This is a genomic window from Legionella steelei (genome assembly GCF_001468005.1).
Taxonomy (GTDB): Bacteria; Pseudomonadota; Gammaproteobacteria; order Legionellales; family Legionellaceae; genus Legionella; species Legionella steelei.
The window spans coordinates 319,249-343,321 of sequence record NZ_LNYY01000021.1; the positions used below are offsets into that span (position 1 = coordinate 319,249).

The following is a 24,073-nucleotide window of genomic DNA, read 5'->3' on the forward strand; positions in this document are numbered from 1 at the left end:
TTATATCCTTATAAAAAATATTTTAAAAAGGTGCTTGAGTTGATGCTCAAACTTTTTAAGAATAGAATACTTCCCGAATTCTTGCCAATGTATCCAGTAATTTTTTATTGATTGATTTTTTATTTGGCTTTAAGGGCTAATTTTGAGCTTTTAAGCAACAGGGGCAATAAGCAGTTGGGTTTCACTTTCCTCTGTTGGCGGTAACTGTTGGGGCTTGCAAAGCCATTGATTTTGAAACTCAACTTCTCTGTCTGTTTTTGTGCTACTAAAAAATAAGGTATTTCCTTCACCTATACGCGCTAAGCCTACAAGAATCCCTATACCAAAAAATGCGGTAACGATCATAACGATATCCGCAATCAGTCGGCGCGTATCATGGCGATGGCTAAATTCATCTTTAGCCGCTTTCATTAAATCATTGGCCTGATTTTGCGAGGGATGACCTGACAAACGTATGGTCAATGCTTTTTCATAGAATTGATTGATTGATTGATCATATTCGTCCCCATATTTTTGTTCTTTGCTGAGGGCAATTTTTGCTTCACGGAACGCCTTTAGGGTGAGTAAGTCCTTGATCAAGGCTGGGGAGAATTTTTTATTTTCCACTTTTTTTAGAATGGCTTGCCGCAAAATATCATCATTTAGTGCTGCTGCTATTAACTGATTTTGCAGAGGAACATCAAGTTTATCAAGTATTGGGGTGAACTGCTCAAGAAGTGTATCCAATGGCTTCACTGGGGATTGTTCATTAATGATCTGAGTATTAAGAAGCTTTTCATAGATCAATTGAGCACGTGTTAATTGTCTGTGAATTCTTTTGCCGCATGCAGAAGATAATGCATTATTCCTTTCAAAATCTTCGACAGCTCGTGAATACATAGGATTAACAAATACGAGTTTCTTATCGGGGACCGAAGTTGCTCTTTTAAAGCGGTCATAAAATCCATACAAGGTATCTTCTATTTGTCTGGCGTCATATTCCACCTGGAGTTGTTTTCGTGAATCAAGCGGCAGTTTTCTAAATAATTGGTTTAAGATAGAAAATATTGTTTTCCTTTCTTCTATGTCTTGTGATGCATTGATTTTCGCAAGATAAAATTGATAAGCATTTTTTTGGGCTTGAATTAATTGAGGTGCATATTGGTTTCGTTCATTTTGAGGAAGATTATGGTATTGTTCTTCCAATAAATTCAATGCAGCGAACTTATCTTCTGCTGTTGCCAAATTGTTCCGTTGTAGCACGTAGGCTTGCAGTCGCCTCAGATCCGTTTGCGCATTTTCAATGTCTTGAGTCGCCTCAAAGATAGCCGACGACTCTGTCGCTACATTCCGCAGTTTTACAAAAATACCTTCTTTCGTTTGCAAATCAGTGTTGTCTTTAAATTGACGGGCTAATTCCCCAAAATAACGGATTTGGCGTAGGGTAATGACTTTTTTCTCGAAATCGTTACGATTTTTAAATTCATCATTTGGCAGCTCTTGCTCTACCAGTTGCCAGAGATCTTGACGACTCGTGATGCGCTTTACCAAGGCACTTGGAGATATCGCATTTAATTCTTCCAGGCATATGGTCGCAAGTTGCGCTCCATTCATGTTCCCTAGTACTTCATCATCGTTGATGGCGTAGAAAAAAGGGCTTTCAAAGACTTCTGTCGGAGCCATTTTGGCAGTACTGCGCAAACGATTTAACTCTTCATTTGCTTTTTTGAATCGTGCTATAGCCTCTTGAAATAAAATGAAGGTGGTACTCATATCCTCCCAGGAGGCCTTCGTAGATTGTTTTGCCTTTAAAGTATGGAGATTGGTAATGACGTCAGTGCCTGCAGTAAGAAGCTCGTTGGTTTTACACCAGTATGGATTGGGGTGATGTTTTAGATATTCTGCATTAAGTTCTTCATAGGGTTTTAAACCTAATGGCCTAAGGTTTGTATCTAGGAAAAATAAACGTCTTAGGATGGTACTTTCACGGTATTGCCCAACAAAAGTAGCGCCAAGTTCACGCTCAGGGTGTTGTGTGAAGAAGTCAGCAAAGATATTCGTGGTTTGGGATGGTTTATGATCCCAATAGTTATATTGTTCTGCTTGCCGCGCTACTGCATGTACATACTCATTAAATTGTTTCGCCAAATTGCTCAGATTCAATTCTGAATAATCAATAAGATTGATTTGCGCAAAAGGCAAGAATTTTTCTTCCCAACCTAATAGAAGTGTGGAGAACGAGAGCGCGTTGTCGCCAGTTAACGTGATGGGCTTGATAAATAATTTGGCTGACTCTACCGCTTGCTTCAAGCGGTCAATAGAATCCATAGTGATGGCAATAGGGTAATCACACATGACCCAACTTGCAGATAAATCTACTGCTTCTAATTGGGGAGAGAATGGATTTTGCAGCGCTCTAATGTGCTTGTCAATTTGCAGGAGAAAGGGTTCTAGCGATTCGAGTTCTTTTGGAGGGAGTTCTTGGAAATGTTTTTGAATTTCCAACAGTTTTTCCAAAATAACTTTACTTTCTTCCTGTAAATCATCATAGATATTTTTTAATAAGAGTTCTTCATGTGTTTGCTTCAGTTTGGGATCAATTTTAAGCTGTAATTTAAATAGCTCTTGAATACGAAGAATAGCTTCTTGGTATTCAGGGGGAGTATCTTTTGTGTGAATGATTTCAGCAACTTGCAGTTTAAAAGTCTCGTAATGTTCGATATGGCCTTGTTGCAATTTTTTTATCGTAACTAATAACTGAGCTTGTAAATTAAAGAGTACTGACTGTTTTCCAGCGTCCAATTGACTCTCAGCAATGAAAATTTGATAAACACGTTTCAAATAAGTATCGAAATCAAGCGCGATATAACTGAGGTAATCTTCTTTAGCAGGGCTTGCCGTTACAGGTTTGCTTAATAATAATTCTAGGAGCTGCTGTTCCTTTTGATCTTCATCGCTATGAGCCGTTGTTTTCAGTTTATTGAAGAATAGTTTGATAAGCGGCCAATTTTCTTCGGTAATGGTGATGTGCATTGCTCCGTATTTATCCGGTGGAAAAACACCTTTTTCTAATAGAAGCTTTGTTTGATAAACGGGGTCGCTAAAATATAAAGATCCTGCTGCAGTGTAAGTGTCAGATGCTCCTGTTAACGAATGCCCTTGACCAAATTGATCATGATGTTGCTGTACCTCATCAGGATATTTTTTCGCCCCTAATAGGAATTCTAAAGCAGAGGCTGCCGGTGCTGTTTGTTCTAGTCCAAGTAGGAGTAAGCTATCGCTGTCATTCCGGTGAAAATAAAAATGGCCACTGCAGCCATTGTCTGATATTTTTTTATCATAAAAATTGGTTTGCCCCATCCCACCCATGGCGATATTAATGCCAAAATCTTGAGGTGTTTTGATGATACCGGGCAATTGCCCCATAATGCCCAACAGAACTCCCTTGCCTTCAACTGCTGCTCCTTCCATATTGCGACTGACATTATGGGTGGCCGAACGAGAAAAAACAGTATCTTTTACTCTTGGGGAGGGGAAATAACTTAATAGCTCTTGTCTATTCGTTTCAGTGAGTCCTTGGTAGTCAAGAATAATGCGACTGGCGTGGGACATGTAATCCGTGATGCTTAATTTATCTGAAGGTACTTGCAATGCAGGTGATTTAGAAAGAAACGCACGAGTTTTGAAGTCGCCGCGAGCCAAACATGCCAACAATAACTGGGTCATATTTACTGCGGTATCATCCTTTGAATTATGTATCAATGTGTCAGCCCATTGTTTAGCAACTGCGGCTTGATCCTGAGCAATGGAACGTGAAAGGATGTCGAATTTCTTACCGGGCATTTTGTGCACCTAAATTAAATTTGCCGTCATGGTAACAAATGAACCACTTTGTTGCAAAAATAAAAGTGTTTTCATCGCCACTTGAGTCATAGATTGGCTAAAATTGATGATACATTACATGGTGTTAAATACTATACTTAACTTATGGAGATCAAAAGTCCAGTTGAAAATCACGGGTTGTATATCGCATACTCCGAACTACATCAATTTGTGAAGGCTGTTATGAATAACCATCAAAAAATTATCTGCCCTACTTGTGGGAAAAAAAATACCTGGTATCCAGAGAACCTGTTTAAGCCTTTTTGTTCGGACCGATGTAAACTCATTGATTTGGGAGAATGGGCGAGCGAAAATCGAAACATTCCTGGAAACCCCATGGATCCAGAGTTTATTAGAGAAATCGATAATGATGGAGATGAGCTGAGTTAACTGAAGGTATTAAAACTGCAGTGTCCTGCACCTAAAGTTGTTTGATTGCTGTGGTGAGCTCAGTCAAAAGATAAAGTATATGACTAAAACGTCTATACTTAAGCTCTTAAACAAAAAATTTGGGAGTTTATTTTAAGACATGGGATAAGGAGTGGCTATGAGAAATCAAAAGTGTTCTGCCTCCAATAGCATTACCATGCGAGTTCGTATCCAAAATGCTCCCGGTACTTTTGGAAAGTTAGCTGCAGCAATCGAAAAAGAAGGCGGGCAAATTGGTGCGATTGACATTGTTCGCGTTGAAACAGATGCTCAGATACGTGATATTACTATATACACGTGTGGCACAAAACATGCGGAACTGATAGTTGATCTATTGCGCACCATTCCTCATTTAGAAGTAATTCATATTTCCGATCGTACTTTTCTAGCCCATTTAGGTGGGAAAATTGAAATGAAAGGTCGTATTCCATTAAAAACACGCGATGATCTGTCAATCGCCTATACACCCGGTGTGGCGCGAATTTGCACGTCAATTTATAACAAACCCGACGATGTCTTTAATCTAACCATTAAAAAAAACATGGTCGCAGTTGTTTCTGATGGGACTGCAGTGTTAGGTCTCGGTGATATGGGACCATACGCTGCCATTCCCGTTATGGAGGGCAAGGCATTATTGTTTAAAGAGTTTGCTAATGTTGATGCATTTCCCATTTGCTTGAATACCCAAAATGTGGATGAGATCGTTGCAACCATTAAGCATATTGCGCCAGTATTCGGTGGAATTAATTTAGAGGATATTTCCGCGCCTCGTTGTTTTGAAGTGGAAGAGCGTCTTAAGAAAGAACTGAATATCCCCGTATTTCATGATGATCAACACGGAACAGCTGTCGTGCTGGCGGCGGCAACGATTAACTCACTTAAATTGGTTAAGAAACAATTAGAACACATTAAAGTGGTTGTCGTGGGTATTGGTGCTGCGGGGACGGCATGTACTAAGATGTTATTAAACTTAGGCGTGAAAAATATTATTGGATGTGATTGTGACGGGGTGCTTTATGCCGGAAAACCTGGGTTACATCCAGTCCATCAGTGGTATGCGGAACATACCAATCCCAATCTTGAAAAAGGTACTGTGCATGATGTGATAAAGGGGGCAGATTTATTTGTTGGTGTCTCAAAACCAGGGGTAATTGATGCTAAAGACATAAAAAAAATGAATCGAGATGCGATTGTGTTTGCCATGGCAAATCCCATACCCGAAATCATGCCTGAAGATGCAAAAAAATATGCGGCTATTGTTGCAACAGGGCGCAGTGATTACCCGAATCAAATTAATAATGTACTCTGTTTTCCAGGTATCTTCAGAGGCGCACTTGATTGTATGGCTACTGAGATTAATGAAGAGATGAAGCTTGCAGCAGCTTATGCTATTGCAAACTCTATAGAGGAACAACATTTAAGTTGCAGTTATATTGTACCCAGCGTATTTGATACGAGTGTGGTAAAAAGAGTGGCTCAAGCGGTTAAAGAGGCGGCTATTAGCACTGGAGTAGCACGTAAAATTAAAACATAATCATTGATTATCTATCCTTATTTTCCCTTAATTTTTATAGGCAGAACCTTAATTTTTTAAAAAGCTCATAGAGGCTAAAATGATAAATTTGCTTTATTAGTGACTTGCTTTTACTTGAATTGTAAACAGACGCTAATGCAAAAATGAAATTTTATTAATAGTTTTCTGAAACAGATTTGTTAGCTAAAGGCTGGGAATTTTAATTTCTAGAACTGTTAGTGAACAATTGCGATTCACCCTAATAAACTGAGGGAAATGGGTACGCTTTTCAAACTCCAACGCTATCCCTCATTGTACTCGGAATGACGCGGGGTTGTATGCATGCGGTATAGGCTGGGCTGTTAAGCCCAGCATTTGCTGAATTAATTCGTACTCTCAAAATTCCACTGAAGCCAAATTAACAAGTATCTTATACATGGTGTTTTGAAGAAATACTTCAGTACATTGTTACATGCTGGGCTTAGCAGCCCAGCCTACGATTATTTAGCTATTTTTGTCAAAACATACACAGGAATGACATCAGAAGGCTGTAAATAAAAAGATGAAAATAATGCGTTGTCAGGTATTAAGCATTTACAACAGCTGCTTTCTGATACATCCCTGCCTCAAAATGGCCTGGGATATTACAGGCGAATACAACATCATGTTGCGCATTTGATTTAAATTTCCAGGTTAATGTTTTCGTTTCACCTGGATTAATGGTGATTGTATTACCATCTTCATGGACCATTCCTGGCATAGCTCGCATCATTTCTTGGTGTGCTTTTTGTTCTTTCTCATCACCAATCGAAAACTCATGAGGCACTTTTCCAATATTAGTCACTTTAAAAGTGATAATGTCACCATCATGGAATTGAAGTTTTTGTGCAAAGGTAAAACGCATGTCGTCTGATGCAGTCACTTGAATTGTTTTTGTGGCTTTGGCGGCATTCTCGGGACTTCCTACAGGACTTGTTTCATGGTGAGTATGGGCGAATGTTGATTTGATAAAAATTCCTGAGCATAAAACAGTCAAAATAATTGTTTTTGGTAATGTATGTATCATCTTTGAAACCTTGCGTTAATCAATGGGCGTAGATTAAACGAACGACACAATGAATTCTACTGCTTTGGTAAAGTAAAAATAAACCAGGCGCCTACCTCATTATGATTTTGTATGTAGAGCTTACCACCATGCGCTTCAATAAGATTTCTACAAATAGTAAGCCCTAAACCAGTACCTTGAGCTTTAGTCGTAAAATACGAACTCAAAATCTTATCTTGATATTCGGGAATAATACCTGGTCCATTATCACGAAAATGAATCTCAATGCGCTCATCCTCTTTGTTTATTGTTTGAATGGTGAGCTCTGGAGTTGGGATTGTATTTTCTTGCATTGCCTCAATGCTGTTGCGGGTTAGATTGGTAATGATTTGCATCATTTGAATTCTATCAATAGTTAATTTAGGGAGATCTGCTTCTAGTTTCAAATTGATTTTTAATTTTGAATGGGCTAGCTCAGAATCTAAAAAAATCATCGTATCTTTAATTAATGTATTAATATCTGTTTCTTCCTGAAAATATACATCCTTATGAATAAAACTTTTCATCCGATACATTACTTCACTGGCGTGTTTGGCTTGTGAAATAATTTTATTTAATAAAGAGACCACCTTGGGAGCTATTTTATTTTCATCCGCATGTTTTTTTATTTGTAAAAGGCAAGTTTGACTATAAAGAAGAATTGCAGTGAGCGGGTGATTAATTTCATGCGCTAGTGCCGAGGCCATTCCTTCCATGGTATTTAGGCGCATTACATGTGCTAATTTTGCTTGTTCTCTCATTTTTGATTGTTTTTGTAAATAATAGTTGGTTAGATCTTTAATAAGTAAAATAATTTCATTTTCTTGAGACGAATGGTTATAGAGCGGAGTAAAATTAATTTCAAAACAAAAATTTGCACCATCTACTTCATTAGAGTCTTCAATTAAAATGGTCGTTGTTTTTCCTAAAAGAGCTTGCCGACATGCCATGATTAATTGATTTTTATACTCTGAAAAATCAGAAATAAGCGTGAAAAAATTCATCCCTGCTTGAATTTTTATGGTAAAAATCTTAGAAAAAAACTTGATGAAGGATGAGTTTATTATTTTAAAGTAAAAATCTTTATCTAATGTGGCAATGGCATCTGAAATATTTTGGAATAAATTGGTCACCGTTTCTAAGGATTGATTTAATTGGAGTTGTTGGGATTCTAAAGTAAAAAAGGCTTTAGAATTGAAATCATAAAATTCAGTATGTTGTTTTTTTAACGCGTCTATTTCTAAATGAAGTGATTTAATTTCTTGTACTTTTTCCTGTAATTCGTTTTCTTTGCGAAGCAACTGCTCTTGTAATGTTTTAATTTCGTTTTGCATTTGCAAGGATGATTTTTTAATAATATTTGAATTCATTTCATTCTTTTTAAAAATATTTGGAAAAAAATCTGGCAATAATTATTTAATTTGAATAGTAACAATAACATAGTATCCAAAAACTGTTGAATGGATATTGCGAAGAGACGCTTTATTAATCTCCAGTTCAACTCAAACATAGGGTAAACCCTAGCCTTGCCAGTGTAGTTCATAATATTTTTTTTTCTTAATCGATCATAAATTTCTAATTTGAAAAAGCAGTTGAGGCTGTTGTCGAATGTGTTTCATAAGTTGATTAATGTTTTTTTTCAGATTAACACGAGTCATTTTTCCGTTGCTAATTACTCTATAACTTGATACTGGCGACTTGTTCATGCAAGTCGCTCAATTAAAAGCACATAGATGTTGCAATGTGGAATTGTGATCGGCCTCATTTTCATGAAGAAAAGGGATTTTCAATGCAATTAAAACAATTAACAGTAGCCCAACAGTTATTCAAACGCTTTTGCTATGGTTACAATGAGCGTGATTTAAATTATCTGCGGTCGCTTTTTTCTAATGATATTACTATGTGGGGGACTGGCATCGAGGATTATCGAATCGGGACTGCGCAAATCGAGGAGCAGTTTCTAAGAGATTGGCAACAGTACGATGATTCACAAATTAAATTACTCACATTTAGTCCAATTCCTCCTAATTCATATTGGGCTAGTGCTCTTTGTGAAGTCCAAATATGGATAGAGAGTAAAAATTATGATTTTCAAAATTTGCGGGGTACGATTTGTATTGATTTAGAAAACGATGTTTGGAAAATTACTCATTTACATATTTCATTTCCGCGTTATTAAGCACTAAGCGCTCACGACGTTTATCATCTTGAGGTGTTTTCGACGAGTAAAGGATAGGGATAGTTAGCATTTGCGTCATAATATTTTTTTTAAAATATGAAACAATTCATTAAGATCAAAAGGTTTTGGCAAAAAGGTTTCATAAGGCATTTTTTCCATTTTTTCCAGATTGGTTTTCGCTGAAGTGATAATTGTTGGAATATTACTTATGCGTTGGCATAATTTTTTTTTCTCACGAAACTCAAAACCATCAAGTACAGGCATCATGAGATCTAAAAAAATAACTACTGGCAACGGATCTTTTTCAAGTATATTCAAAGCCTCTTGCCCATCTTGAACCGCCACTGTGAAATACTCTGCATATTCCAAAGCCCAGACTAAAGCTTCTCTTACCGCACTATTGTCATCAATTAATAAGATAAATTGTTTTTGCTTTTCTATACTCATAGGTACTAAACCATAGTCTAACAATGCTATTCTTGAGGAAGCGTATCTGCTAGTAGTACATCAAATAACACAAATTCAAACCGGTTCATCTAAGAATGCAGAAGACTCAATAATTCGGTTATGAATCAGACTAATTTTTATCAGTTCAGCTAGCGATTTTACTTCCATTTTTCGCATGACATTAGCACGATGCACCTCAACTGTGGATATGGATATATTAAGCTCATACGCAATCTGTTTATTCAGTTTACCTTCAACAACTAAATCCATGACCTGCTTTTCACGTTTGGTTAGACCATTTATTCGCTCTTGCAGGCCCGTTTGCGTTTGTGTCGTATTATCCTTAACTTTTTTAAGGCATCTTTGTGTTATTTCTAATAAATTCTGATGATTGATTGGCTTAAGGATGAAATCTTCGGCTCCTGCTTTCATGGCACGTATTGCCATTGCAATATCACCGTAGCCTGTAATGATAATTATTGATAGTTGTTTTTTTGATGAACTCAATTGCTCTAGTAATTCTAAGCCGCTCATTATAGGCATTCGTACATCGGTGATTAAACATCCACGTTGATTATCATAACTATCGAGAAAATCTTTAGCATTTAAATAAGTTTGAACCTGCAGATTTATTGACTCAAATAACCAGCGGAATGATTTACATATCTCGGGGTCGTCATCGATAACAAAAACAGTTGTATTATTAGAAGGCATATCCTTTATACTCTTGATGAAACACTATGAGTTGAAAACTAATACTATTAGCAAATAACTCAGCGAATAAGGTGCCACTTTCTCTATCAAGCAAAGTACGGCAATAAGTGAGTTCTTTTTCGAATTCTTCTTCCTGTATTAAAAAATTACTTTTTATCATAATTTTTGCTTTATTTTTATCCATATCCGTTTGAATTTCTAATGTTGCTTTGTGTATCTTGTTTTTTTCCACAACAGTAATACATTGTTTCAATAAACGAAATAAAATATGCTTGATCTGCAATTGAGGTATATGAAAATCAGGGCACTCATCCTGAAAATTTACGACCAGTCGAATATTATTATGTTCTATTTCATAGGAATACAGAGAAATAATCTCTGTAATAATATCGTGAAAAATTGTAGGTCGTTCTCCTAATTTTTTTTGAGTTGTAGGTTCTTGCAGGGAATAAATTTTATTTTTCAACAACTCAACATGCTGGTTGATTTTTTGTAACGCATTAAGCATTTGCTCTGCACTAAGGCCTTTTTTTTCTAGCCGGAGTTCGCAACCACCCACATATGCTTTAATTGCAGTCATGGATTGATTGAGTTCATGGATTAATTTCTCAATGTATTGTGGATTTTCTTGATGCATTAATCGAGTCATATGGTCTATCTCAGATTTTGTACTATGACAACCCCAGTTTCTATCGAATCATGTCATGCATCGTTGTATTGGGATAATCTGTTTTTCTCAGCGTTCATATTTACAAGGACGGGTCAATATTAATGCATGCTGTTACTATAGTTTATTCAGGTTAACCTTAGTTTTTAATCCGCCAGGCAGTTATTTTGCACCAATTAAACGCTTAAGGGCAATAAAGGCATTATTTAGTGCGGTTGGTAGTAACTTTCTGAACTGCAGTTCTTTAAATTGTATTAGACGCATTTTTCAGATAATTTATGCTTCAAATACATTACCAATGGACGGTATTATGGCCGATATGATTATTTTGGCAATGAGCAATTTTACATTGACTTGTTTTATACTTGGTTTGCTATGCGCTCTTCTTGAATGGTTGGTTCGCTCAAGGCCAATGGAAAAAGCCATGGTTATTGAACTTATCTTTTCTTGGTATTTGTTGTTCAATATCGGATTGGCCTATTTGTTTAACTTTATTATGCATGTCTTCTTTGGCGATTTTACCGCGCAGTTTATTGGCTGGCCGCAAAGTCCATTTCAAATGGAAGTAGGATTTGCCAGTTTGGGGATTGCGTTGAATGGAATAATTAGCTTTAAAGGTCAAATTGCTTTTCGTGCGGCAACGATCATCGTTCCTGCTCTGTTTTTATGGGGTGCTGCAGGTGGACATCTTTATCAAATGATCGTTGCCCATAATTTTGAACCTGGCAACGCGGGCAGCATATTTTGGACGGATATTTTCATGCCCATCATTGCTTTTTTATTACTTTGGCTGCAATATCGAAACCCGGAAAACAGGGTTAGTTAAAACGTTATAGCCTACCCAGCCAACAATAACTCTAATCCTTGTATGTTAGGTAATTCGCTGACAAAAAGAACACGAGTAGGCTGGGCTGTTAAGCCCAGCATGCACAGGATTAATTTTTCCTCTCCAAAATGTCCATCATGAAACCCCCACGGTAAGCTCAATTAACACGTGCTTATTCATTGGTCTTAAGAAAGCATTATTTTTGGCATTGTTACATGCTGGGCTTACAGCCCAGCCTAGGTTTATTTAGCTTTGTCAATGATACAATCCTGAGGAAGGCTCTCCTTGCTCATATCCGGAGATACCTCGCTGCGTTTAGAACGAATGTGCTCTCGTGATCGCGGATTTAAATAAAATCATAGTGCTATCTTTTAATGCAATGCGCTCATTTGACAAAGCTGTTATATGTACCAAAATTTGTATTAAGGCCATAGATTATATGGAGGTATATCATGAGCAAAGTAACACAATTTAAGCAAGGAACTCCCAGCAAAGGAGCACCTGGTAAGGGAGCTTCCATTCAAATTAATCGATCACAAAATCCCTTTTTAAGTCTGCAAAACGAAGTGGATCGATTATTTAGTGACTTTAATGAGTTTTTTTCTCCAACCAAATTTAGTTGGGGACAATTTGAAAAACTAGATCTTTCTCCTTCAATGGATATTGTTGAGGATAAAGATCATTTCTGTGTTCAGCTAGAAATGCCTGGTATGAGCGAAAAAGACATTAAGGTCTCTATATTGGATAATGTACTCACTATTAGCGGCGAGAAATCCAGCTCGAAAAAAAATGAAGGTAAAAAATATATTTCTCGAGAAATTAGCTTTGGGAAATATGAACGCTCCATCTCTTTACCCGCTACTGTTGATATAGCGCAAGCGAAAGCAACGTTTAAAAAAGGTATGCTTTGGGTTGATTTACCTAAAAAAACGGAATCTAAAACCGGAACTCGAGATATCAAAGTGGAACAAGCCAAATAAACCTAAAATAACCCCATGGTTTCGGTCATGGGGTTATCTACTTAAGCTTTTAGCCAAAAAATGCGCACTAAGATATATAAGATCGTCATGCCAAGAATAGGAACAACGAGAAAGCCAAGAAAGCTATAAAATCCTATTCTATTTTCAGCTGAGGCATTATAAAACTTTTTAAATTTTTTCCATAAGGACATTTATAGCCTCCATTTTTGATTAGAGCTTATTTTATAAGATTATGGACCTCAATATAAAGCGATTTGTCAGAATCACGCATTTTGAGTTTCTGTTATTTTGTCTTAATTAGAATTAAAGTGTTCGCTAGAGCAATGGCGCTATTATTTTCACATTCATAGTAGAAAAATCCTTCTCCCGCTTACGGGAGAGGGCTAGGGTGAGGGAATTGCAAAATTCATGAACAAAAGTCTGAATTAGTTTCCAGGTCTACAATTTATAAAGTCGAAATTACCAATGTCTGCGCCAAATCGTGCACTTGCTTGAACAAAGGAGTCTGTAATAACCGCTTCTGTAATTTCTGCAAAAGGAGTGTCTTTATAGTGTCTCATAGTGTTAACGCGCTTTTGTAAATTTTGTCCAGCAAGAGTCTGAGGGTTGGAATGAGTCAATTGAAATTGTCCCAATCCAATTTCACTGGTTACTTTATCCAATGCTTGTTGATATGAATTAGCCATCCCGAATTTAATCGCATTTACGACGGTATTAATAGGAGCGCCCTGGTTCAATAATTGAGCACAAAAATCCGCTAACCTATAGATTTCATTAATATAACCTTGTTGATTACCTAGCATTAATAGACGCATGGCAGACACTGCTGCGGATTTGACTTGGGGTAAGTCTATATGTTCCTCAGCATTCTCTTCCAAGAGCGCATCTAAAGAGAAGACTGGTTGACTTTTTACAATAGCTTTCTTTGGCACAGTTGACTCCAAAACAGGATTAAGGAAAATAGATATTGTTCGATTGAAATGGCTCGAAACAAGATAATTGCTCATTATGTATTATTTTTATTCAAATGTAAAGACTCTTAAAACGCAGACTAATATCCTTTTTGCCATCATATACTTCAGTCTTTATGATATAATTGGTTCTATTTTGCAATGTTTTTTTAGTGAGTCGTGCAATTGATTACTCATCGTGTAGATCTGCGTTCCTATCATACTGAAAGTTGCAGTCATGCTCATGATTTTGCACAGCTGGTTTTACCTCTAGCTGGTTCTATGGAGTTGGAAGCGGGGCATTATTCTGGAGTTGTTGATCATCATGTAGGAGTCTTTATTGCTCCGAATGAACGGCATTGTTTTGCCGGAAGCCAGGGAAATCTTTTTTTAGTGGTTGATGTAGCAAGCCCAAAGGATCTTTTTAAGGAACACCGCTCGCATGCTTTTAATTTAACGACGAGCATTAAAAAGCTTATACAATTTGCGCATCATTATTTAGCAGATAATGAAGGCGATTTTTTTACTGATTCCTTAATGAATCAATTACTCGTACATTTCGCCACAAAATCCTTATCATTCGAGTCAGACGACATTGTCCTTAAGGCAAAAAATTGGATCGATTTTTATTTCGCGGAGCGTGTCAATGTGAATAAAGTCGCGCAGCATTGTCATTTGAGTGTCAGTCAATTACAGCGTCGGTTCAAACAATCCCTGGGTTGTAGTATTGCAGAATATTGGCGATTTAAAAAATTAAGTCAGGCCAAACAATTACTTTCTGCCCAACACCTTTCTATAGAGGTCATTGCTTTTGCGGTGGGATACGAAAATTTGCCCGCATTTAGTCGGCGATTTAGTACAGTTTTTGGGGAGTCGCCCTCCCAATGGCGAATAAAAGCATTATCGGCAAAGAAAATGCGTGAAATGGATAACTCATACTGAGCTTATTATTGCTACACTGTACGTTTTTATTTGGCGATACAGAGAAGTATTTTATATGCAAAAATCCAATGCTTATTTACAAGGAATACTCTTCCTTGTCTTGGCTCAAATCATGGTAGGCGTGAACATTGTTTTTTCCAAGTATGTGCTTTCCACAATTCCGCTGCTGTTTATATTGGCTCTACGGTTTAGTTTGGCTGCTATTATTTTATTACCCTTGCACTGGTTTACCTCTGCGCGAAATAAGCCGGTGGGTTATTATTTTTCTCAATTAAAACCACGTGATTGGTTTTTTATTGGTGCGCAGGCGGTTTCTGCGGGAGTGCTGTTTAATTTCCTAATTTTATGGGGATTAAATTACACGGATGCGAATGTAGCGGGTATTATTACCAGCGCCTTACCTGCGATCATTGCAATTATGTCTTGGATTATTCTTGGTGAAAAAATTTCAGGAAAGAAAGCCATCTGTGTGGGTTTTGCCACATTTGGATTAATCGTTATTGCCTGCGATAAGTTGGTGGGGATGCGCGTGAGCCATTCTTTTTGGGGGGATGTGCTTGTTTTAATCTCTCTTTTGCCTGAGGCTACTTACTATATTTTAAGTAAGATGCATGCGAATTCACTGCCAGTATTTTTAATTTCTTCTTTACTCAATGCAATTAATGCCATTTTGTTATTGATTGCTTTGGGTTTTAGTTCCTGGAGCGGAATAACCATTCAATTTTCAGATTGGCTGATTTTGATTATTTTAGGTTTAAGCTCGGGTCTTTTTTATGTGTTTTGGAATTTTGGTTGCCAGAAAGTGGATGGGGTAATGGCTTCATTATCAACGGCGGTGATGCCTTTAGCCACGGTACTCATTGCTTGGCTGCTGTTGGGAGAACGACTGACACTTGGGCAAGCAATTGGTATGAGCATGGTAATTCTCTCAATTGCTGTCTATGCAAAAAGATAATTGGATGGTTTTGCAAGTTGGTTTAAGTGAGATAAAGCTGATTTATTTTGCAACATCTCCTTAACCCAAGTTATGATGGGCCAAACAAAAAATCTTAGTTTAATTTTATGCCTCATTTGATTTTGGAATTAAGTAATAACATTAAAAACACAGAACATTTAAGCCAGTTATTTGATAAATTACATCATATGCTTGCAGAACAACTTCCTACCCAATTATCAGGGTGCAGGAGCCGCTGTGTTATTCATCCATTGTTTTTTATTGGCGATCAGAGTGAAGACAATGCTTTTGTGCATTTAACGCTAAAAATGCTTCCAGGCCGGGATGAGCTTAAGAAAAAAAGCATAGGTAAAAACCTTTTTGATCTATTGGATGATTTTTTTAGAGTAGGTCAAAATCAATTAAATATTACTTTATCTGTAGAAATCTTGGATTTGGATCCTATTTATTTTAAGGGCTAAAGTATTTTCTAAATCGTTTCAAATGCAGGTTATTCTCTATGAGTGCACAAAAAAGATGGGAACATTTTTCTCATGAATCCGATATAGGTGTTAGAGGTTATGGCTCAACTGTTGCAGACGCTTTTTCCATGGGGGCGCTTGCTTTGACCAATGTTATTACGCGTTCACAATCAATTCATCCCTACAAAAAAATACAAATTCACTGTGAGGCTCCGAATCAGGAGATTTTATTTGTCGATTGGTTAAATGTGATTATTTACAATATGGCAATCCACAACATGCTGTTTAGCACGTTTGATGTCAGCATTAAAGGATTGAGGCTAACTGCTATAATTGCAGGTGAACCAGTGGATATTCATAGGCATCAACCTGCAGTGGAGGTCAAAGGTGCTACATTCACTGAATTAAAAGTGTATGAAAGGAATAACATCTGGGTGGCACAATGTGTTGTTGATGTGTGAGAGAGCGAAGGTAGAAATCAATGGACTTAAACTTGTTAGAAAAAATCAGTGACTTCGAATGGCGAATTCCCCAACAGGGAAAGATGCGTGTGCCGGGGATTATTTTTGCTTCAGAAGAGTTGATCCTCAATATGGATATGAAAGTTTATGAACAAGTCACGAACGTCGCAACATTACCTGGAATTGTGCGTGGTTCTTATGCGATGCCTGATGCTCATTGGGGTTATGGGTTTCCTATTGGGGGTGTTGCTGCATTTGATCCCGATAACGACGGGGTTGTTTCAGCAGGTGGTGTTGGTTTTGATATTTCATGTGGCGTACGGCTTTTATCTACAGGACTTAAACGTGAAGAATTTGAACCCTATAAAGAACAACTTGCAGATGCGCTGTTTGCGCATATTCCGGCAGGTGTAGGCAGCAAAAGTCGTATTAATCTAACTATGAAACAAATGGATGATATGTTGCGTGGTGGCGCTGTATGGGCTGTAAAGCAAGGATATGGTGAACGTGAAGATTTAGCGCGTATTGAAGATAATGGCCGCGTAGAAGGTGCTTTACCTGAGCATGTTTCCGAACATGCAAAAAAACGTCAAAAAAATGAAATGGGTACTTTAGGTTCTGGTAATCATTATTTGGAAATTCAAGAGGTGCGCCATATATACTGTGAACAAACTGCTGCAGCATTTGGTTTAGCACTAGGGGATGTGGTTGTGAGCATCCATTGTGGTTCACGTGGCCTAGGTCACCAAATAGGAACTGATTTTCTGCGCTCGATGCTCATTCACGCCCAACAGCATGGTATCTCACTCGTTGATCGTGAGTTAGCTTGTGCCCCTATACGTTCTTCCATGGGGGAGCATTATTTAGGTGCTATGCGCTCAGGAATTAATTGTGCGCTCGCTAATCGTGAAATTATTACTCATTTTATGCGCGAAGTATTTCAGGATGAAATGCCAGGAGCCCAAATAAAACTCATTTATGATGTATCCCATAATACCTGCAAGGAAGAAGCGCATCAGATTGATGGTAAAACAAAACGTTTATTTGTTCATCGTAAAGGCGCAACGCGAGCTTTTGGTCCAGGTCATCCTGAGTTAGCACAAGCGTTTCATCATGTAGGACAACCTGTAATTATTGGCGGCAGCATGGGAACTTCATCTTATGTTTTAGTTGGTACAGAACATTCAGAACATAAATCCTTTGGTTCTGCTTGTCATGGTGCAGGACGGGCGATGAGCCGGCATCAGGCAACCAAAAAATGGCGTGGGAGTGAAATCATTGAGCAATTAGCACAACAAGGAATTTTAATTCGTAGTAGTTCCTATCGTGGTATAGCAGAGGAAGCTCCAGAAGCCTATAAGAATGTCGATTTTGTTGTTGATGCAGCACAAGAGTCCGGTTTAACCAAAAAAGTTGCCCGACTGGTACCTATTGTTTGTGTTAAGGAATAGTTTATTTAGAAATAGTTCTGGAGTTTTTTTGCGAAAACAAGCAGGTATAAATCGTATTTTTAATGTTCTTTTTGTTCTATTTTTTCTACTAAGAAAATAAATAAACTATAATTAAAAATATTTGCTTTTTTCAAAAAAGGTGGAGTGTTGTTATGCCTTTGACTGCACAATCCAATCGAGGTCCGGTTAAGAAATTAAGTGGTACTTCAAATCATAGTCGCTATAGTAATAAGTTTGATAGTGTCGATGTCGTTGCTTTTGATAGAGAAGGGGAAGCGTGGGGGATTTTTTCCAACTATGCAGAAGTTCCTATTAAGATGCAAACTCCCTTTGGAGAAAGAACATTTCCTACAGTTGAGCATTATTTCCAATATCAAAAAGATCCTCATGACCAACAATACCTGGATAAGATTCTTCTGGGAGATGCGCAGAATGCTAGAGATTTAGGGCAAACCAAAAGATGGGCGAATAATGATTATACCTTAGCTGACGCCGCAATGCAGAGAGCAATACAAGTCAAATTACAAAATTCTATAGTGCAACAAGCACTGAGAGATACAGGAAATGCTTGCCTTATCGAAGATACAGGGAGTCGAAGCACTAAAAATCAGGATGGTAATTGGGGTTGGAAAGTAGGAGGTACTACCGAGCCTTATGCTCCAACAGGCAATAAGTTGGGTATCTTAATGATGGAAGAGCGTAATCGTTTGTATCGACAAGAAGGTCGTTTATCGATGATCGTGCAAGATCCAACCGATTTATCTGAACGAGCGCGTGGTGTGATGACGCGAAATTACAGTAGCCAGAATCTTATTCATCTCAGTTTACCCGTTGTGTCGAGTACACAACACCACCAACAGCATCATCAACAAAGTAGCTATCCTTCTTCGCGAATGAAAGATTCTTTGATTCAGACTAAAATGCACTCAACACAAGAGTCAAGTCAGGAAGTGAGTCAAGTGATTCGTACTATGGTGTCAACGCCTTCTCCAAGTGTGGATATTCCATTTGTGGGTAAAGGTCAGATGAATGGTACATTCAAAATTGCTTTTGATAATCCTCAAGAAGCACAGGCTTTTAAAGACTTACTGAAAGCACAGGGCTTTCAGACGTCCTACTTCGGAAATGGTGAACGTTATCCGATGGAGGTTGGAGGAAAAACCTTAAGTCATATTGTTCGCTTTGAGAATAACGGTACAAAAACAGAGGTTCCTAAAGAGGCATTACAGTTTCTCAAACAAAAATTTAACGATGATGATAAAGTTGCGAGTATTGTGGAACAAATGGGATTTGAACGACCTTGCATGAAACAATCATTAGGCGTGCACTGATTTTTATTCCAACATGGTACAGCCACCCGAAACAAAAGTGGTTAATTTGATATGGAAACTTCATTTACCTTACATCCAGTAGCTCCATTCCGGTTGGATTATACGGTTTCTGCGTTACGCAGGAGAAGCAAAAATAATGTAGATCTTTGGGATGGCCAACGTTACACCAGGTTATTGGTTATGGAGAATATGCCAGTTAAAGTGGTGGTTGAGCAAAATAAAAAAACCGAACTGACGATATCGATTAAAAGTGAGTATGCAGAGGTATTTCAAAATCAAATTGCACATGAAACAGAGAGCATGCTTGGCTTAAACTGTGATATGCATGATTTTTATCATATCGCACAGCGCGATCCCCAATTAAATCCCTTGGTTCTTCAATTTAAAGGGCTTAAACCACCTCGATTTCCTTCTGTCTTTGAGGCACTTGTTAATGCGATTTCTTGTCAACAAATCTCTTTGGATGCTGGATTGCAAATTCAAAATCGATTGGCTGAGTTTTTGAGTCTAAGGATTACAGAAAAAGAGCACCTACTTTATGCATTTCCAAGGCCCAACGAAGTTGCGAATTGTTCTGTCCCTACATTAAAAAAAATAGGCTATAGCACCCATAAAAGCGAGACGCTAATACGATTAGCAACAGCCATAATGAATGACGAGTCACACTTTAAATCTCTAGAAAACAAATCAAATAATGAGAACATTAATTTTTTGTGCGATTTTAAAGGAATAGGGCGCTGGACTGCGGAATACGTTCTCTTGCGTGGTTTAGGAAGAATTGATACTTTCCCAGGCGATGATATTGGTGCACAAAACAATTTATATCATTTTCTGCATCTCGATAAGAAGCCAGATTATAAAAAAATAGCAGAAATCACCGCAAAATGGTCTCCCTATGCAGGTTTAGTCTATTTCCATTTATTATTGCGACGTTTATATGAAAATAAGGCACTTGCCGCTCCTCGCGTGAGAGGGCAATTGTAATTTTAAGAACGCTACCAATTATTTGTGCATCCAAAGAGGCTATCCTGTCTTTTGTAATAATTTTTCTGTAAAATTAATCCCTTAAACTAAAAATTTCTCACACAAGGAATGTGCTGGATGGATAGTACACCCCAAAATAGTGTTACTGAGCCTATGAGCTCCGATAAAGTCGCCAATGTATTAAAATGGATTCTCTTAATTACAGCGATCATTTGTTTTGCCGTATTGATTTGGGGAACCTATAAAACCTACCAGCTTGCTCCCCCTTTACCGCAACAATTTCAAACTCCTTCTGGACAGGTCGTTATGACAGCGGATGATATTGTTGCAGGTAAAGCAGGTTTTCAACGTGCCGATCTTATGGATTACGGGAGTCTTTATGGAATGGGCTCTTATTTTGGTGAAGATTACACCGCAAAATATTTAGTAAGCCTTGGCAGAATGACTGAGGATAAAATAGCGCAACAACAGTTTGGCAAACCCTTTATGAATCTGGATGTAGGACAACAGTATGTTGTGCGCCAAACAATGCAACAGGACCTGCAGCATACTGATTTGAATGCGCAAATCAGTGTCTTGTCTCAGCCAGTTGCTGATGCAATTGCGCAACTACGTACGCAAATTTCGCAAACCTTACTTCAACATGATCCAGAAGCAGGTTGGACTAAAGCGTACAGTTTGGATGAGAAAAGTGCTTTGCAAACTGCAGATTTTCTTATTTATTCTTCCTTAACTACGATTGCACATCGGCCAGGACAAACGAGTTCGTATACCAATAATTGGCCCTATGAACCTACTATGGGCAATCATCCAACAGCACACACTTTTTACTGGACCTGGGTATCCTTTTGTTTTGTATTCTTGGGTTTTGGTGCTGTGCTTTTTATTTATCATCGATATTTGAGTGCTCCAGATGATGCGTTTAAGACACCTGTTTTTTTGGGGTTTGAGACACTGACACCTAGTCAGCGTAAGGTAGGTCAATATTTTATTGTTGTGGCGCTTGTTCTACTGCTGCAGATTGCTGTAGGTGCAATTATGGCGCATTACTATACTGAACGTACGGGGTTTTATGGAATTAAGATTAATGATTATTTACCCTTTAATTTTTTGCGTGATGTACACATTCAAACCCCCATTGTGTGGATTGCTCTTTCTTGGATTAGCTCTGCTGTATTTATGGCACCTCTTATCAGTAAAAAAGAAGCAAAAAAACAAGGATTTTTTGTTGATCTTTTATTTTGGGTCACTCTGTTTATTGTAGGCGGGGCAATTGTTGGCAATTATATAGGAATTATGGGCTATGTGAATGATACCTGGTTTTGGATTGGCAATCAGGGTTTGTCTTATTTGCAGCTCGGTCGATTGTGGCAAATTGGATTTTGTATTGGACTTTTCCTTTGGAGTTTTATTGTTTTTCGTGGAATGTGGCCTACATGGAGTGGTTTAAAAAACGCTACCATTGCATTTTGGACTGGACAGATTCGCTTGGAGCATCTTTTTTGGGCAAGTACTATAAATATTGCTGTATTGTATTGCTTTGGAATGATCCCATTAACGGGGATTGAGAAATCGTTCACGATTACCGATTTTTGGCGTTGGTGGGTAGTGCACCTTTGGGTGGAGCAATCTTTTGAGTTTTTTGCGGCATGTGCCACAGCGTATCTTCTAATGGGAACTGGATTAGTTTCACGAGCCCTGGCAGAGCGCACAATGTATTTTGAAACAATTCTGGTATTTTTAGGTGGTATTATCGGTACAGGACATCATTGGTATTGGACGGGTACGCCGGATCTATGGGTACCATTAGGAAGCATGTTTTCATTTATTGAGGTATTACCTTTAGTCCTTCTTATTATTGATGCAATCGAAAATTATCAATTAATTAAACGCCAACATTTGTTTACGTATAATTTGGCGTTTCTCTATATTTTGGGCGCTTCTTTTTGGAACTTTGTGGGTGCTGGAGTATTTGGTGGAGGTACACTCAATGCGCCACTCGTCAATTATTATGAGCATGGAACATTTCTTACTCTAAACCATGCTCATACCGCATTATTCGGCGCATTTGGTTTACTGGGGCTGGGCTTAATTTATTTTTGCTTACGTTATGCTGCAGCTGATCGTTTTCTCTGGAGTGATCGTTTGGGGACTTGGGCATTTTGGTTATATAACCTAGGCCTTGTTTTATGGATTGTGTTGAATTTCTTCCCTGTGGGATGGGCACAATTAATGGATGTATACGAACACGGATTTGCTCATTCAAGAAGCCTTGAGTTTTATAATACAACGTTGTTGTGGCAGTGGTTACGCTTGCCGGGAGACGTGTTATTTGCTCTTGGTGCATTATTGATGGCCTATGACTTTATTAAAAAGTTAGGTCCTTTTTTTCCAAGATGGGTGAGTGCTAAAAATTTAGAACAACAGCCTGCTCATGATGTTTAGGGCAGCAGCCTAAAAAAGAGGGTATTACCATGCCTGAGCTTTTTACGATTGGACACTCAACACATCCCTTGCAGGAATTTCTTGAAATAGTCCATGCATATCAAGTTACTCATCTTATTGATGTGCGGACTATTCCTAAATCACGTACCGTTCCTTGGTTTAATAAAGATGAATTCAAGCAAACACTTGCAAAAGAAAAAATTGCATACACCCACCTGGTTAAATTAGGTGGTTTACGAAAGGTGAATAAAAATTCCATCAATACTGGATGGCGAAATGCAAGTTTCCGTGGATTTGCCGATTACATGCAAACAGAAGAGTTCCTTGAGGGACTTAATGAATTAAATGACATCATAGAGAAAGGGCATAAAGTGGTAATCATGTGTGCTGAAGCAGTACCATGGCGATGTCATCGCTCACTTATTGCTGATGCCGAGTTGATCCGCGATTATGGCATTTGGGACATTATGAGTAAAACCACAACGCACCCTCATCAACTCACTTCTTTTGCTGTGGTAGATAAAGAGAAGAACCCCGTGCAAATTTATTATCCATAATCATAACAACAGACCATAGACAGCAGTTTGAGGGCGGAATTAGAATTTTTTTTTCGAGTTGCACTATAAAAATTATAATTGATATAATGGCTTACCGTTTTTTTGCGGCTATTATTAACCACTTTTTAGGAAATAAAATGTTAAGGAAGATATATTGGGGCTCGGTGGTTTCTTTATTATTAGTTAACCCTTCTTTTGCTGGATTTTATGTTGGTGCTGGTTTTGGCCCTGAATACGCTCAATTTACTCAAAAAACGCATGTTTTTGATAATTTTGGTGACTTTAATGCGATAGATGAAGAGAATTTTTCAGGCGCTGGTGTTTTCGGCACTTTTTTTGGTGGTTATTCTTGGGTACGCAATCGATTTTATTTAGCGGTCGAAGGCAATTTTAATCCAAGCTCACTTCAATATCGATTAGTTAATAAAGAGTATATCCATCATAATTTCAAGAAAACTTCTTTTACCATTCACTATAGTGAGGGCGTAAGTGCATTGCCAGGCTTCTTCCTCACAGAGAGTGCTGTAGTTTATGGACGAATTGGTTATGCGAATGGCCATGTTGCACTTCATAACTCAGATGAAACAATACATAGTTCAGTTGCCAATCGTAACGGCATTCGTTACGGTGCGGGAGTGCGCTATAACCTGACACCACAATGGACGATGATGGCTGATTTCAGTCAAACCAATTACGAGAAATTCAGCAGTCACTTTTTTGATCCTTTTGGCGGGGTTACAAAAAATTCTCGAATTTATCCTGTTTCTGCACAACTTGCTTTTGGGGTAATTTATAATTTTGAAAAACCTAAGGCAGCTTTTGTTAAGTAAGTTGGG

At 37.9% G+C, this 24,073-nt stretch carries 22 protein-coding genes; 15 read left to right on the top strand and 7 right to left on the bottom strand.

Features of this window, described 5'->3' with window-relative positions:
* Positions 1-150 precede the first annotated feature (150 nt).
* The gene (locus tag Lste_RS16105; RefSeq protein ID WP_058512010.1) at positions 151-3,822 is read right to left on the bottom strand and encodes a LepB GTPase-activating domain-containing protein; all 3,672 of its coding nucleotides are present in this window, start codon (positions 3,820-3,822) and stop codon (positions 151-153) included.
* Positions 3,823-4,044: 222 nt separating this feature from the next.
* Here Lste_RS16105 and Lste_RS16110 point away from each other — a divergent pair, with 222 nt between their 5' ends.
* The gene (locus Lste_RS16110; protein WP_058512464.1) at positions 4,045-4,251 is read left to right on the top strand and encodes a DNA gyrase inhibitor YacG; all 207 of its coding nucleotides are present in this window, start codon (positions 4,045-4,047) and stop codon (positions 4,249-4,251) included.
* Positions 4,252-4,408: 157 nt separating this feature from the next.
* Complete coding sequence (locus Lste_RS16115; protein ID WP_058512011.1) at positions 4,409-5,824, top strand: NAD-dependent malic enzyme; 1,416 nt, start codon at positions 4,409-4,411, stop codon at positions 5,822-5,824.
* Positions 5,825-6,389: 565 nt separating this feature from the next.
* Here Lste_RS16115 and Lste_RS16120 read toward each other — a convergent pair.
* Positions 6,390-6,869, bottom strand: coding sequence for a cupredoxin domain-containing protein (locus Lste_RS16120; protein WP_058512012.1), 480 nt, complete (start codon positions 6,867-6,869; stop codon positions 6,390-6,392).
* A gap of 56 nt (positions 6,870-6,925) precedes the next feature.
* Positions 6,926-8,257: a PAS domain-containing sensor histidine kinase gene (locus Lste_RS16125; RefSeq protein WP_058512013.1), complete on the bottom strand. Its 1,332-nt coding sequence runs from the start codon at positions 8,255-8,257 to the stop codon at positions 6,926-6,928.
* 419 nt (positions 8,258-8,676) lie between these two features.
* Here Lste_RS16125 and Lste_RS18610 point away from each other — a divergent pair, with 419 nt between their 5' ends.
* Positions 8,677-9,066 (top strand): nuclear transport factor 2 family protein, encoded by a 390-nt coding sequence (locus Lste_RS18610; RefSeq protein ID WP_083504022.1) that lies wholly within the window; start codon positions 8,677-8,679, stop codon positions 9,064-9,066.
* A gap of 75 nt (positions 9,067-9,141) precedes the next feature.
* Here Lste_RS18610 and Lste_RS16135 read toward each other — a convergent pair whose 3' ends face one another.
* From Lste_RS16135 to Lste_RS16145, 3 genes are all read right to left on the bottom strand, one after another.
* Positions 9,142-9,513: a response regulator gene (locus tag Lste_RS16135; protein WP_058512014.1), complete on the bottom strand. Its 372-nt coding sequence runs from the start codon at positions 9,511-9,513 to the stop codon at positions 9,142-9,144.
* A gap of 75 nt (positions 9,514-9,588) precedes the next feature.
* The gene (locus tag Lste_RS16140; RefSeq protein ID WP_058512015.1) at positions 9,589-10,227 is read right to left on the bottom strand and encodes a response regulator transcription factor; all 639 of its coding nucleotides are present in this window, start codon (positions 10,225-10,227) and stop codon (positions 9,589-9,591) included.
* Positions 10,217-10,876, bottom strand: coding sequence for a sensor histidine kinase (locus Lste_RS16145; RefSeq protein ID WP_058512016.1), 660 nt, complete (start codon positions 10,874-10,876; stop codon positions 10,217-10,219). The genes Lste_RS16140 and Lste_RS16145 overlap by 11 nt, the downstream gene beginning before the upstream one ends.
* 328 nt (positions 10,877-11,204) lie before the next feature.
* Here Lste_RS16145 and Lste_RS16150 point away from each other — a divergent pair, with 328 nt between their 5' ends.
* Both Lste_RS16150 and Lste_RS16155 read left to right on the top strand, forming a co-directional pair.
* A complete protein-coding gene (locus Lste_RS16150; RefSeq protein ID WP_058512465.1) occupies positions 11,205-11,720 on the top strand; it encodes a DUF6790 family protein in 516 nt (171 codons plus the stop codon).
* A gap of 452 nt (positions 11,721-12,172) precedes the next feature.
* Positions 12,173-12,700, top strand: a complete 528-nt coding sequence (locus Lste_RS16155) for an Hsp20/alpha crystallin family protein (protein WP_058512017.1) — start codon at positions 12,173-12,175, stop codon at positions 12,698-12,700.
* Positions 12,701-13,125: 425 nt separating this feature from the next.
* Here Lste_RS16155 and Lste_RS16160 read toward each other — a convergent pair whose 3' ends face one another.
* Complete coding sequence (locus tag Lste_RS16160) at positions 13,126-13,632, bottom strand: hypothetical protein (protein ID WP_237760512.1); 507 nt, start codon at positions 13,630-13,632, stop codon at positions 13,126-13,128.
* A gap of 204 nt (positions 13,633-13,836) precedes the next feature.
* On the opposite strand from Lste_RS16160, the gene Lste_RS16165 reads away from it, so the two are divergent.
* The 10 genes from Lste_RS16165 (at position 13,837) to Lste_RS16210 (ending at position 24,067) form a co-directional block, all read left to right on the top strand.
* Positions 13,837-14,592 (top strand): helix-turn-helix domain-containing protein, encoded by a 756-nt coding sequence (locus Lste_RS16165; RefSeq protein WP_058512018.1) that lies wholly within the window; start codon positions 13,837-13,839, stop codon positions 14,590-14,592.
* 55 nt (positions 14,593-14,647) lie between these two features.
* Entirely contained in the window at positions 14,648-15,547 is a 900-nt protein-coding gene (locus Lste_RS16170; RefSeq protein WP_157070801.1) for a DMT family transporter, read from the top strand.
* A gap of 107 nt (positions 15,548-15,654) precedes the next feature.
* Positions 15,655-16,008 (top strand): 5-carboxymethyl-2-hydroxymuconate Delta-isomerase, encoded by a 354-nt coding sequence (locus Lste_RS18990; RefSeq protein WP_083504002.1) that lies wholly within the window; start codon positions 15,655-15,657, stop codon positions 16,006-16,008.
* 38 nt (positions 16,009-16,046) lie between these two features.
* Positions 16,047-16,469, top strand: coding sequence for an archease (locus Lste_RS16180; protein ID WP_058512020.1), 423 nt, complete (start codon positions 16,047-16,049; stop codon positions 16,467-16,469).
* A gap of 20 nt (positions 16,470-16,489) precedes the next feature.
* Positions 16,490-17,920 (top strand): RtcB family protein, encoded by a 1,431-nt coding sequence (locus tag Lste_RS16185; protein ID WP_058512021.1) that lies wholly within the window; start codon positions 16,490-16,492, stop codon positions 17,918-17,920.
* Positions 17,921-18,072: 152 nt separating this feature from the next.
* Positions 18,073-19,251: an NADAR family protein gene (locus tag Lste_RS16190; RefSeq protein WP_058512022.1), complete on the top strand. Its 1,179-nt coding sequence runs from the start codon at positions 18,073-18,075 to the stop codon at positions 19,249-19,251.
* Positions 19,252-19,302: 51 nt separating this feature from the next.
* Positions 19,303-20,235, top strand: a complete 933-nt coding sequence (locus tag Lste_RS16195) for a DNA-3-methyladenine glycosylase family protein (protein WP_058512023.1) — start codon at positions 19,303-19,305, stop codon at positions 20,233-20,235.
* 117 nt (positions 20,236-20,352) lie between these two features.
* The gene (locus Lste_RS16200; protein ID WP_058512024.1) at positions 20,353-22,680 is read left to right on the top strand and encodes a nitric-oxide reductase large subunit; all 2,328 of its coding nucleotides are present in this window, start codon (positions 20,353-20,355) and stop codon (positions 22,678-22,680) included.
* A 29-nt stretch (positions 22,681-22,709) separates the two neighbouring features.
* Positions 22,710-23,237, top strand: coding sequence for a DUF488 domain-containing protein (locus tag Lste_RS16205; protein WP_058512025.1), 528 nt, complete (start codon positions 22,710-22,712; stop codon positions 23,235-23,237).
* Positions 23,238-23,374: 137 nt separating this feature from the next.
* Positions 23,375-24,067: an outer membrane protein gene (locus Lste_RS16210; protein WP_058512468.1), complete on the top strand. Its 693-nt coding sequence runs from the start codon at positions 23,375-23,377 to the stop codon at positions 24,065-24,067.
* Positions 24,068-24,073 lie beyond the last annotated feature (6 nt).

What these genes read in the sequence shown, in the direction of transcription:
- Lste_RS16105 (WP_058512010.1), bottom strand. Translation starts at nt 3,822, where the DNA reads ATGCCCGGTAAGAAATTCGACATCCTTTCACGTTCCATTGCTCAGGAT.
- Lste_RS16110 (WP_058512464.1), top strand. Translation starts at nt 4,045, where the DNA reads ATGAATAACCATCAAAAAATTATCTGCCCTACTTGTGGGAAAAAAAAT.
- Lste_RS16115 (WP_058512011.1), top strand. Translation starts at nt 4,409, where the DNA reads ATGAGAAATCAAAAGTGTTCTGCCTCCAATAGCATTACCATGCGAGTT.
- Lste_RS16120 (WP_058512012.1), bottom strand. Translation starts at nt 6,869, where the DNA reads ATGATACATACATTACCAAAAACAATTATTTTGACTGTTTTATGCTCA.
- Lste_RS16125 (WP_058512013.1), bottom strand. Translation starts at nt 8,257, where the DNA reads ATGAATTCAAATATTATTAAAAAATCATCCTTGCAAATGCAAAACGAA.
- Lste_RS18610 (WP_083504022.1), top strand. Translation starts at nt 8,677, where the DNA reads ATGCAATTAAAACAATTAACAGTAGCCCAACAGTTATTCAAACGCTTT.
- Lste_RS16135 (WP_058512014.1), bottom strand. Translation starts at nt 9,513, where the DNA reads ATGAGTATAGAAAAGCAAAAACAATTTATCTTATTAATTGATGACAAT.
- Lste_RS16140 (WP_058512015.1), bottom strand. Translation starts at nt 10,227, where the DNA reads ATGCCTTCTAATAATACAACTGTTTTTGTTATCGATGACGACCCCGAG.
- Lste_RS16145 (WP_058512016.1), bottom strand. Translation starts at nt 10,876, where the DNA reads ATGACTCGATTAATGCATCAAGAAAATCCACAATACATTGAGAAATTA.
- Lste_RS16150 (WP_058512465.1), top strand. Translation starts at nt 11,205, where the DNA reads ATGGCCGATATGATTATTTTGGCAATGAGCAATTTTACATTGACTTGT.
- Lste_RS16155 (WP_058512017.1), top strand. Translation starts at nt 12,173, where the DNA reads ATGAGCAAAGTAACACAATTTAAGCAAGGAACTCCCAGCAAAGGAGCA.
- Lste_RS16170 (WP_157070801.1), top strand. Translation starts at nt 14,648, where the DNA reads ATGCAAAAATCCAATGCTTATTTACAAGGAATACTCTTCCTTGTCTTG.
- Lste_RS18990 (WP_083504002.1), top strand. Translation starts at nt 15,655, where the DNA reads ATGCCTCATTTGATTTTGGAATTAAGTAATAACATTAAAAACACAGAA.
- Lste_RS16180 (WP_058512020.1), top strand. Translation starts at nt 16,047, where the DNA reads ATGAGTGCACAAAAAAGATGGGAACATTTTTCTCATGAATCCGATATA.
- Lste_RS16185 (WP_058512021.1), top strand. Translation starts at nt 16,490, where the DNA reads ATGGACTTAAACTTGTTAGAAAAAATCAGTGACTTCGAATGGCGAATT.
- Lste_RS16190 (WP_058512022.1), top strand. Translation starts at nt 18,073, where the DNA reads ATGCCTTTGACTGCACAATCCAATCGAGGTCCGGTTAAGAAATTAAGT.
- Lste_RS16195 (WP_058512023.1), top strand. Translation starts at nt 19,303, where the DNA reads ATGGAAACTTCATTTACCTTACATCCAGTAGCTCCATTCCGGTTGGAT.
- Lste_RS16200 (WP_058512024.1), top strand. Translation starts at nt 20,353, where the DNA reads ATGGATAGTACACCCCAAAATAGTGTTACTGAGCCTATGAGCTCCGAT.
- Lste_RS16205 (WP_058512025.1), top strand. Translation starts at nt 22,710, where the DNA reads ATGCCTGAGCTTTTTACGATTGGACACTCAACACATCCCTTGCAGGAA.
- Lste_RS16210 (WP_058512468.1), top strand. Translation starts at nt 23,375, where the DNA reads ATGTTAAGGAAGATATATTGGGGCTCGGTGGTTTCTTTATTATTAGTT.